The organism is Frateuria sp., from assembly GCF_013362045.1.
Lineage (GTDB): Bacteria > Pseudomonadota > Gammaproteobacteria > Xanthomonadales > Rhodanobacteraceae > Frateuria_A.
On sequence record NZ_JABFWW010000255.1, the window covers coordinates 1 to 10275 of the forward strand.

General features: G+C 69.2%; 10 protein-coding genes. 6 read left to right on the forward strand and 4 right to left on the reverse strand.

Features of this window, described 5'->3' with window-relative positions; genetic code table 11:
* The first annotated feature begins 63 nt into the window (after positions 1-63).
* Together HOQ08_RS12080 and HOQ08_RS12085 are read left to right on the forward strand one after the other, a co-directional pair.
* Entirely contained in the window at positions 64-429 is a 366-nt protein-coding gene (locus HOQ08_RS12080; RefSeq protein WP_343203820.1) for a cupin domain-containing protein, read from the forward strand.
* Between the two features lie 236 nt (positions 430-665).
* Complete coding sequence (locus HOQ08_RS12085; protein ID WP_291195093.1) at positions 666-2111, forward strand: serine hydrolase; 1446 nt, start codon at positions 666-668, stop codon at positions 2109-2111.
* Here the strand turns inward: HOQ08_RS12085 and HOQ08_RS12090 are convergent.
* From HOQ08_RS12090 to grxC, 4 genes are all read right to left on the reverse strand, one after another.
* Positions 2020-3159, reverse strand: a complete 1140-nt coding sequence (locus tag HOQ08_RS12090; protein ID WP_291195096.1) for a helix-turn-helix transcriptional regulator — start codon at positions 3157-3159, stop codon at positions 2020-2022. The genes HOQ08_RS12085 and HOQ08_RS12090 overlap by 92 nt on opposite strands.
* A gap of 123 nt (positions 3160-3282) precedes the next feature.
* On the reverse strand, positions 3283-4296 hold the full coding sequence (locus tag HOQ08_RS12095) for an isocitrate dehydrogenase (protein ID WP_291195100.1): 1014 nt from the start codon (positions 4294-4296) through the stop codon (positions 3283-3285).
* Between the two features lie 235 nt (positions 4297-4531).
* A complete protein-coding gene (locus tag HOQ08_RS12100) occupies positions 4532-4927 on the reverse strand; it encodes a carboxymuconolactone decarboxylase family protein (RefSeq protein ID WP_291195103.1) in 396 nt (131 codons plus the stop codon).
* Entirely contained in the window at positions 4924-5187 is a 264-nt protein-coding gene (gene grxC, locus HOQ08_RS12105; protein WP_291195106.1) for a glutaredoxin 3, read from the reverse strand. The genes HOQ08_RS12100 and grxC overlap by 4 nt, the downstream gene beginning before the upstream one ends.
* Positions 5188-5315: 128 nt before the next feature.
* Here grxC and HOQ08_RS12110 point away from each other — a divergent pair, with 128 nt between their 5' ends.
* The 4 genes from HOQ08_RS12110 to ppk1 form a co-directional block, all read left to right on the forward strand.
* The gene (locus HOQ08_RS12110) at positions 5316-6947 is read left to right on the forward strand and encodes a M48 family metalloprotease (protein WP_291195109.1); all 1632 of its coding nucleotides are present in this window, start codon (positions 5316-5318) and stop codon (positions 6945-6947) included.
* Positions 6948-7079: 132 nt separating this feature from the next.
* Positions 7080-7769 (forward strand): phosphate regulon transcriptional regulator PhoB, encoded by a 690-nt coding sequence (phoB, locus tag HOQ08_RS12115; protein WP_291195112.1) that lies wholly within the window; start codon positions 7080-7082, stop codon positions 7767-7769.
* 64 nt (positions 7770-7833) lie between these two features.
* On the forward strand, positions 7834-8871 hold the full coding sequence (phoR, locus tag HOQ08_RS12120; protein ID WP_291195114.1) for a phosphate regulon sensor histidine kinase PhoR: 1038 nt from the start codon (positions 7834-7836) through the stop codon (positions 8869-8871).
* A 104-nt stretch (positions 8872-8975) separates the two neighbouring features.
* Positions 8976-10275: polyphosphate kinase 1 (gene ppk1 / locus HOQ08_RS12125; protein ID WP_291195117.1), on the forward strand; the 1300-nt coding region annotated here is incomplete at its 3' end.

Genomic DNA, 10275 nt, shown 5'->3' on the forward strand with positions numbered 1-10275 from the left:
ACGGGACACCCCGGTCCCTGGCCCCCTCACCCGAAGTCCGCCAGCGTACCCGGAGAGCGAGCCGTGCCATACGAGCCGATAAACCTGGAGCAGAAGTTCGGTCTCTTCGACGACCACTGGGCACCCAGGGTCATCGCCGAAATGAACGACTACCAGTTCAAGATCGTGAAGATCCAGGGCGACTTCGTCTGGCACGACCACCGGGATACGGACGAGACCTTCATCGTCCTGGAGGGGAACCTGCGCATCCACTTCAGGGATGGCCACGTGAACCTCGGCAAGGGCGAAATGTACGTCGTCCCGAAAGGCGTCGAGCACAAGCCGTACGCGGAACACGAGGTCAAGATGCTGCTCGTCGAGCCGCGTGGCGTCCTGAACACCGGGCGGGAAGGCGGCGAGCGAACCGCCCCGAACGACATCCGGATTTAACCGGGCACACACGAGGCGCCAGCGACGGCACATCTGGTCGACGTCGTGCTGGCTCTCTGCCCGGGCAGCCACGTGGCGTGGCCACGCCGGGCGACGCCAGCCAGAAACATGGACACACAGGTCCGAACCGGCCGGATCGGACCCTTGCACGCCCGTCCGGCCGTACGGAGCGGCCGGCCCGGACGCCGCCGGCCTCCCGTGCGCCCATGCTGGCCTCCCTTTTCCCGGAGACCACCATGATCGTTCGCGTATTCAAGTTCACCCTCGCCGCCGTGCTGCTGCTTGCCGCCGGCGGCGCCCTCTGGATCGCCACCGCCGGCAAGGCCATGTTGCAGGTGGCCACCGGCTCGGTCAGCCGTGGGCTGTGCGATGCCGTGTTCGTCGGCGGGCTCGACCCGGACCGGCAGTTCCGCGAGGAAGAGGCGCCGCTGATGCGCGGCATCGCCTGGGCCGTCGGCTACCGCGTGGACCGCGCCCGTCGCGAGGTGCATGCCAGCGTGCTGGGCGGCTTCGGCGCGCGGGCGGTGTTCCGTCCGGGGCTGGGCTGCCTGCTGTTGCACGGCGACGGGCCGGTGCCTGAGGCCGCCGGCTTCGTGCCCCCGCCGATCGCCAGCCCGTTTCCGTCAGGCGTGGTCGAGGCGACCGACCCGGCGGTCGGACAGGCGCTGGATCGAGCCTTCGCCGAACCCGACCCGGCCCATCCGCGGCTGACCAAGGCCGTGGTGGTGCTGCACCGGGGCAAGCTCGTCGCAGAACGCTACGCCCCCGGCTACGGGCCGGACACGCCGCTCTGGGCGCACTCGCTCACCAAGTCGGTGACCCATGCGTTGATCGGCATCCTCGTGCGTCAGGGCAAGCTGCGGCTGGACCAGCGCGCGCCGGTGGCGACCTGGCGTGCGCCGGGCGATCCGCGCCATGCAGTCACGGTCGACCAGCTGCTGCGCATGGACAGCGGCCTGCCCTTCGATGAAACCGATGGCGTGCTGAGCCCGCTGACGCGGATGATCTTCCTGCAGCCGGACATGGCCGCCTATGCCGCGCACACGCCGCTGCAGCATCCGCCGGGCACCGCCTGGGGCTACAGCAACCTCGGCTACGTGCTGCTGGGCCGGATGGTCACCGACGCCGCCGGCGGCAGTGCCGTGGCGGCCGAGGGCTTCGCCCGCCGCGAACTGCTCGCCCCGCTGGGCATGACGCACACGGTCATCCAGTCGGATGCGAACGGCACGCTGATCGGCTCCGGTGGCGCCTACGGCACCGCGCGCGACTTCGCCCGTTTCGGCCAGCTCTACCTGGACGACGGCGTGGTCGACGGCCGGCGCATCCTGCCCGAGGGCTGGGCGGCGTACAGCCACTCGCAGACGCTCGATACCGGCTACGGCGCCGGCTTCTGGACCAACCTGAAGAACGAGGGCAGCGTGCCCGTCTGGGACGCTCCCTGGGGCATGCCGCAGCTGCCGAAGGACATGTACTACGCGCGCGGCGCGTTCGGACAATACGTGGTGATCGTGCCGTCGGAGCAACTGGTGGTGGTGCGCATGGGCATTTCGCTCTGGTACGGCGACCACACCGGCGACCTGGTCGCGGCGATCATCGCCGCCCTGCATGCCCGGCAGCCGCCTGGCGCGGCGGCGGCAGCGACCCGCGGTAGCCGCTCGGCGTCTGTCCCACCTGCCGCTTGAAGGCCGCGTTGAAGGTGGACTTGGAGGTGAAGCCGCAGGCGTAGGCGATGTCCAGCACGGTGCGCGCATCGGCCGGGTCGGCCAGTCGCTCGCGTGCGGCTTCCACGCGCAGGCGGTTGACGTACTCCCAGAAGCTGCCGCCCATCCGCCGGTTGATCACCGCCGACACCAGGTACTCCGGATAGCCGCTGCGCTTGGCGACCTGGCCGATGGTCAGCGCGGGCTCCAGGTAGAGCGGCGCCGCGCCGCCCATCAGCTCGGCCAGGCGCGCCTGCACCGCGTCGAAGCGGGCGTCGTCGCCCGCGCCGCCGGCCGATGCGGGCGGTGCGGGCGGCGGTTCCTCTTCGGCCGCCACCGGGGGCTGGCCCAGGCTGAACCAGCCCATCACGCACACCCAGGCCGCCACCAGGCCGAACAACAGCCCGTAGTTGAGCACCGGCAGGTAGACCAGCGCCTGCACGATCGCCACGCACCAGATCGCGATCTGGAACCCGGCCATGGCGTCGATCCAGCGCAGCGAATGGCGGTCGGCGTCCGAGCGCCGCTCGCGCAACTCGCGCCGGTGGCGATGCACGCGCACCAGCGCCGCCGCCACGTAGGACAGGCTGTAGACGAACAGCGGCCCGTCGAACCACACGCCGACGTTGCGCTCGCCGGCGATCCACCGCGCCGACAATGCCGCGATACGCGCGTGGTCCATCGTCCACACGTAGCCGTCGGCCACGAACATCGCGCCGAAGCCGAGCAGGTGCACGCAGTCGCGCCATCGGAAACCACGCCCTTGCGTCAGCGCGCGCACGTAGAGATAGAACAGGCTGCCGTAGAGAAACGGGAACAACGCCACGAAGCGGTAGGCGCGGAACCATTCGGGCGTCAGCAGGTGCCAGTACAGCGCCTTCACCGCGAGGTCGATGCCGGTCAGCGCCACCCACACGCAAAGCAGGCGGTTGGCCGCGCGGTTCGTCGGCCGCCGCCACAGCGCCAGCGCGAGCAGCGCCGCCTGCACGGCGCCGGCGAAATAGACGAAGGTCCAGGGGGTCAGGGGCATGACGGCCTCGGAACGGCCACGAGGGCCAAGCCGCAACATGCTAGCCGCCCGGCGGCCGTCCACAAAGCGGAAGGCCGCGGGCGATGCCGCGGCCTTGCGTCAAGCGCCAGGATTGCGCGGGCCTCAGCCCTTCACGCGCCGGGCGATCGCCTCGCCGAAGCTCTGCGTGTTGCCCTTGCCGCCGAGGTCCGGCGTGACATGGTCGTGGTCGTTGGCCATGGTGTCGCGGATGGCCTGGCGCAGGCGCGAACCCTTCTCGACCATGCCCAGGTGATCGAGCATGTCGGCCGCCGCCAGCAGCAGCGCGCAGGGGTTGGCGATGCCCTTGCCGGCGATGTCCGGCGCCGAGCCGTGCACCGCCTCGAAGATCGCCGCGTGCTCGCCGATGTTGTCGCCGGGCGCGAGACCCAAGCCGCCGACCAGGCCGGCGCACAGGTCCGACAGGATGTCGCCGAACAGGTTGGTGGTGACGATCACGTCGAACTGCTCGGGCTTCATCACCAGCTGCATGCAGGTGTTGTCCACGATCATCTCGTTGAACTCGATCTGCGGGTAGTCCTTGGCGATCTCGCGTGCCACGTTGAGGAACATGCCCGAGGCGGTCTTGATGATGTTGGCCTTGTGCACCGCGGTGACCTTCTTGCGGCCCTTCTTGACCGCCATCTCGAAGGCGTAGCGCACGATGCGCGCGCTGCCCTTGCGCGTGACGCGCACCATCGAGGTGGCGATCTCGCCGTCCTCGGACACGCTCTGTCCTTCGGCCAGGTAGGCGCCCTCGGTGTTCTCGCGCACCGTGATGATGTCGATGTTCTCGTAGCGCGCCTTGGTACCCGGGAAGCTGATCGCCGGACGCACGTTGGCATATAGGTCGAAGTGCCGGCGCAGGGTCACGTTGATCGAGGTGAATCCGCCGCCGATCGGCGTGGTCAGCGGGCCCTTGAGCGCGACCCTGTGCTGGGCAATCTTGTCCAGCGTGGGCTTGGGCAACAGGTCGCCGTGCTTCTCCAGCGCCACCATGCCGGCGTCGGCGAAGTCGTAGGTCAGGCCGCAGCCCAGCGCGTCGAGCACGTGCAGGGTGGCGGTCATGATTTCCGGGCCGATGCCGTCACCCGGAATCACGGCGATGGTGTTGCTCATGGGAGGCTCCTCGAGGACTGGTCGCGGGCGCGCGGCGGGGAATGCGCGCGCCAAAGGCCGCCATTATCCCCGATGCGCCCCGTGCCGGCAGCAGGCGGGGCACGCCAGGGCGTTGCAAATCCTCGCACGGAGCGTTGCGGTTCATCGCAGCGCACGGATCGCAGGACGAACGCAGGATGGGCTCCAGCCCACCGCAATCAACGGGAGGGGTGGGCTGGAGCCCACCCTGCGAGGTTTACGCGTGGTCGGCGCAGGCGGCGCCCGTCGTGGCGCCACCTTCCAGCTGGTCGAGAAAGTCCACCGCGCGGCGCAGGTGCGGGATCACGATCGACCCGCCCACCACCAGGCCCACGCTGAAGGTCTCGAAGAACTCCTCGCGCGTCACGCCCGCTTCCTTGCACTGCGCCACGTGGTAGGCGATGCAGTCGTCGCAGCGCAGCACCATCGAGGCGACCAGGCCAAGCAGCTCCTTGGTCTTCACGTCCAGCGCGCCGGGCTTGTAGGTCTGCGTATCCAGCGCGAAGAAGCGGCGCACGACCTGGTTGTCCTCGGCCAGGATGCGCTCGTTCATGCGCTGGCGGAACGCGGTGAACTCCGCCACGCGGTCCTTGCCCTTGTCGCCGCCGCTCATGCGGCCTCGCCCAGCAGTTGCCCGAGCCTGCCGCTGCGGTCGGCGGCGACCAGGTCGTCGTAGCCGCCAACGTGCTGGTCGTTGATGAAGATCTGCGGCACGGTGCGGCGCCCGCTGCTGCGCTGGAGCATCAGATCGCGCTGCGCCGGATCGGCATCCACGCGTATCTCTTCCCACTCGAGCCCCTTGGACTTGAGCAGGTTCTTGGCGGCCACGCAGTACGGGCACACGGCCGTGGAATAGACCTCGATCTTGGGCATTGCGGATGCTCCGACAACTGGAATCTGATGTCCCACCAAATGGGGCGACCCAAGCCCGTTTGCAAGCCAACGGACAATGAACCGACGCCGCCGCGGGCGGTCTTTGAGTGATGTATTGTCGCCCACCTATGGCCATGGCACCACGACGCTTCGCCCCCCGCCTGCTCACCGCACTGCTCGCCGCCTGCCTCGCCTTCGGCGCCGGCGCGCAGGAGGACATCCGCCTGCCGGACCTGGGCAGCTCGGCCGACTCGCTGATTTCGCCGCAGGACGCGAAGGACTATGGCGCCGCCATGCTGCGCCAGATGCGCTCGATGGACATGGTGGTGGACGACCCGCTGCTGGACGACTATCTCAACGACCTGGGCTATCGGCTGGTGGCCGGCAGCGACAAGCCCAAGGACCACTTCACCTTCCTTCTCGTGAAGGATCCTGAGATCAACGCGTTCGCCGCCCCCGGCGGCTACATCGCGGTCAACTCGGGCCTGATCGCGATCACCCGCAGCGAAAGCGAGCTGGCCGGCGTGATCGCCCACGAGATCGGCCACATCACGCAGAACCACCTGCAGCGCGCCTTCGAGGACTCGAAGAAGGACGCACCGCTGATGGCATTGGTGCTGCTGGGCGCGATCGCCGCCGGCGCGAGCTCGCACAGCGGCGATTCACCCGCTGCAGTGCTGGCCGCGGGGCAAGGCCTGATCGCGCAGAAGTCGATCAACTTCACCCGCAAGGACGAGATCGAGGCAGACCGCGTGGGCATCCGGACGCTCGCCAACGCCGGCTTCGACCCGACCGCCATGGCCAGCTTCTTCGAACGCATGCAGGACACCCTGCGCACCGGCGCCGGCGGCACCGACGTGCCCGAGCTGTTGCTGACCCACCCGGTGACGCTCTCGCGCATCAGCGATGCCAAGTCGCGCGCCGGCGCCCTGCTGGTCCAGCAGAAACTGCGTCCGAGCGGCTCGACGCTGGTGCGCAGCCAGTGGGAAAAGACCACCGCACCGATCGTCTACGTGAAGGACCCCACCGCGCTGGCCATCGCCGCGCCCAAGGGCAGCCTGGACACCTACGCACTGATGCGCGAACGCACCCGCGTGCTGGCCGGCGACGCCGCCAAGCTCATCCACTACTACGACGCCAGCTTCAAGATGCCGGGCTTCGATTCGCCCGCCAACCGCTACGGCTACGCACTGGCGCTCACCCGCAGCGGCATGGGCGCGCAGGCGGCCGCGCAGCTTCAGCCGCTGCTCGCCGCGCATCCGGGCAACCTCGTCCTTGAGTTGGCGATGGCCGATGCGCAGCTGCAGGCTGGCCAGCGCGCGGAAGCGCTGGCGCGCTACTCCCGCCTCAACACGCGCTCGCCGCGCAACCGCGCCGTGGCGCTGGCTTATGCCAGGGCATTGACCAACGGCGGCGACACCAGCCAGGCCACCGCCGCGGCAGCCCTGTTGCGACCCCTGCTGGACGATGCCGAGGAACCGGGCGTCTACCTGGGCTATGCCCGCGCCAGCGACAAGGCCGGCGACAGCGTGCGCGCGGGCGAGGCCTATGCCGACGCCAGCTACCTCTCCGGCCGCCCGTTCGACGCGATGGAGCAGCTGAAACGCCTGCTCAAGCGCGAAGACCTCGATTACTACGCCCGCGCCCGCATCCAGGCGCGCATCGCCGACCTCACCCCATTGGTGCTGGAACTGCGCAAGCGCAGGGTCCAGACCGAGGACAACCCGGACGGGCGAAGTCAGTGGAAAGGGAACGGGTGAGGCCGGCCTTGCGGTCGTGACTGCGTTGCCGCAGCCATCCCCGGCCACGCGAGGGCGCTCCCCGCCCCATGTCATCCCGACGTAACATTGCCCCGCTGCAATATGTCCGTCACAGGCCCAGGCGCAAACCGCGTGCACAAGCGCATCCTCATCGTCGAAGACGAAGCCTCCATCCGCGACATGGTCAGTTTCGCCCTGCGCAAGGCCGACATGGAGGCGATAGCGGCCGCGGATGCGCGCGCCGCCCAGATCGCCATCGCCGAACAGGTGCCGGACCTGATCCTGCTGGACTGGATGCTGCCGGGCATGAGCGGGCTGGACCTGGCGCGTCGGTTGCGCAAGGAAGAGCTGAGCCGAGAAATCCCGATCATCATGCTCACCGCGCGTGGCGAAGAGATGGATCGCGTCAACGGCCTGGAAGCGGGCGTCGACGACTACGTGGTCAAGCCCTTCTCGACCCGCGAGCTGATCGCACGGATCAAGGCGGTGCTGCGCCGCAGCCAGGGCGACGACGGCAGCGGCATGGTGGAACTGGGCGGCCTGCGCATCGACGGCCCGGCGCACCGCGTGTTCGCCGGCGAAGAACCGGTACCGATCGGCCCGACCGAATACCGCCTGCTGTACTTCTTCATGACCCATGCCGAGCGCGTGTACACCCGCGCGCAGCTGCTCGACCACGTCTGGGGCGGCAGCGTGTACGTGGAGGAGCGCACGGTCGACGTGCACATCCGCCGCCTGCGCAAGACGCTCGAGCCCTGGCAGCTCGACGCCATGGTGCAGACCGTGCGCGGCTCGGGCTACCGCTTCTCGGCCAACACCTGAAGGCCGACTCGACGTTGTCATCGGGCTGCACCATGCTCCCCGCCTCGCTCCCCGGATCGAACGCATGACTCGCGCCCGCCGCCTTGCCATCACCCTGAGCGATCTGCGCAATGCCGCCGACAGCCTGCCCGATGCCGTCGTGCTGCTCGACGAGGCCTGGCGCGTGCGCTGGTTCAACCGCGCCGCCGAGGCGCTGCTCGGCCTGCGCCGCGGACACGACCGCGGCGTGGTGCTGTCCGACCACCTGCACGGCTCGGAACTGGCCGCCTGGCTGCGCGCGGGCGCGCGCGTGCCGCTGCACGACATACCGGCGCCCGGCCGGCCCGGAGACCACCTGGACGTATCGATCCAGCCCTTCGGCCGACGCCAGCGCATGCTGCTGGCGCGCGACATCAGCCCGCTCACGCGGCTGGAGCAGATCCGCCGCGACTTCGTCGCCAACGTCTCGCACGAGCTGCGCACGCCGCTCACCGTGATTCACGGCTACCTCGAGCTGATCGATCCGGAGGACGTGCCGGCGCTGGCGTCCGTGCTCGGCGAGATGCGCGCCCAGTCCAAGCGCATGGGGCAGATCGTCGAGGACCTGCTCACGCTTTCGCGGCTGGAGACGCAGGAACACGTAATCGACGAGCGCGTGCTGATGGCCGCCCTGCTCGCCACGCTGCGCAAGGAGGCCGAGGCGCTCAGCCAGGGCCGCCATCGCATCACGCTCGAAGTCACCGCCGACTGCGACCTCCTGGGTTCGCCCAGGGACCTGCACAGCGCCCTGTCCAACCTGGTCAGCAACGCCGTGCGCTACACCCCCAGCGGCGGCAGCATCACGATCCGCTGGCAGCGCACGCCCGAGGGCGCGATGTACGCGGTCAGCGACACCGGCTACGGCATACCCGCCAACCACCTGACGCGGCTGACCGAGCGCTTCTACCGCGTCTCCTCCAGCCGCTCGCGCGAGACCGGCGGCACCGGCCTTGGCCTGTCCATCGTCAAGCACGTGCTCAACCTGCACCAGGCGCGGCTGAGCGTCGAAAGCACGCCCGGCCAGGGCTCCACCTTCGCCTGCCACTTCGGGGCCGAACGGCTGCTGGCGCCGGAAAATCCGTAAGGTGGGCTTCGGCCCGCCATGCGCGGCGGTGGGCTGAAGCCCACCCTACTTGCGTGTGACCGCGGCGGATGTACTCCGGCCCGGCATCGTACAGAATGGAGCCCATGGCCCGCAAACTGCCGCCTCCCGCTACCAAGATCGCCGACCTGGCCGCGCCGGAGCTTTACCTGAGCCGCGAACTGGCCGCGCTTGAGTTCAACTTCCGCGTGCTTGCCATGGCGCGCGACGTGCGCGTGCCGCTGCTGGAGCGGCTGCGCTACCTGAGCATCGTGGCCAACAACCTCGACGAGTTCTTCGAGGTGCGCGTGGCGATGCTCAAGCACCACCATGCCTACGGCTCGGCCGCACCGGGGCCGGACGGGCTGCCTTCCGGCGAACTGCTTACGCGCATCCGCGCCCGCGTGCTGGACCTGGTCACCGACCAATACGCCACCTGGCAGGAGCAGCTCAAGCCGCAGCTGGATGCTGAGGACATCCATTTCCTCACGCGCGACAAGTGGACACCCCTGCAGCGGCGCTGGCTGCAGGGTTATTTCGAGCACGAGGTGCTGCCGGTGCTCTCGCCGCTGGGGCTGGACCCGGCACACCCGTTTCCGCGCATCCTCAACAAGACGCTCAACATCGCGGTGGTGCTGCAGGGCCGCGACGCCTTCGGCCACGAAGGCCACATGGCGCTGGTGCGCGCTCCGCGCTCGCTGCCGCGCATCGTCAAGCTGCCGGCGGAGGTGGGCGGCGGCGGCGACAACTTCGTGTTCCTGGCCGAGCTGCTGCAGGCCTTCGTCGACCTGATGTTCGCCGGATTCAAGGTGGTCGGCTCCTACCAGTTCCGCGTCACCCGCAACAGCGAGCTGATCGTGGAAGAGGCCGAGGTGGAGAACCTCGCCCACGCGCTCAGCGAGGAACTGCTCGGGCGCGGCTACGCGCGGCCGGTGCGGCTGGAGATCGCCAACGACTGCCCGAAGGCGATCACCGCGATGCTGGTGGCCAATTTCGAGCTGGATGAAACGGACGTCTATCGCTGCGACGGCCCGGTCAACATCATCCGCGCCGGCGGCATCTACGACCAGGTCGACCGCCCCGAGCTCAAGTTCCCGCGCTTCGTGCCCTGCCTGCCCGCGGCGATCGGCCCGGGCGCCAACCTGTTCGAGGTGATCGGCCAGCGCGACGTGCTGCTGCACCACCCCTACGAGAGCTTCGCCGCAGTGGTCGACCTGCTGCGCCAGGCCGCAGCCGACCCGAACGTGCTGGCGATCAAGCAGACCCTCTACCGCGCCGGCGAGGACACCCCGCTGGTCGACCTGCTGGTCGAGGCCGCGCGCAACGGCAAGGACGTCACCGTGGTGAACGAGCTGCGCGCGCTCTTCGACGAGGAGGACAACAACCTCCTCGCCACGCGACAGCAGG

Bases quoted from the DNA above. Each gene is read 5' to 3' on its own strand.
- HOQ08_RS12085 (WP_291195093.1), top strand. From the start codon at position 666: ATGATCGTTCGCGTATTCAAGTTCACCCTCGCCGCCGTGCTGCTGCTT.
- HOQ08_RS12090 (WP_291195096.1), bottom strand. From the start codon at position 3,159: ATGCCCCTGACCCCCTGGACCTTCGTCTATTTCGCCGGCGCCGTGCAG.
- HOQ08_RS12095 (WP_291195100.1), bottom strand. From the start codon at position 4,296: ATGAGCAACACCATCGCCGTGATTCCGGGTGACGGCATCGGCCCGGAA.
- HOQ08_RS12100 (WP_291195103.1), bottom strand. From the start codon at position 4,927: ATGAGCGGCGGCGACAAGGGCAAGGACCGCGTGGCGGAGTTCACCGCG.
- grxC (WP_291195106.1), bottom strand. From the start codon at position 5,187: ATGCCCAAGATCGAGGTCTATTCCACGGCCGTGTGCCCGTACTGCGTG.
- HOQ08_RS12110 (WP_291195109.1), top strand. From the start codon at position 5,316: ATGGCCATGGCACCACGACGCTTCGCCCCCCGCCTGCTCACCGCACTG.
- phoR (WP_291195114.1), top strand. From the start codon at position 7,834: ATGACTCGCGCCCGCCGCCTTGCCATCACCCTGAGCGATCTGCGCAAT.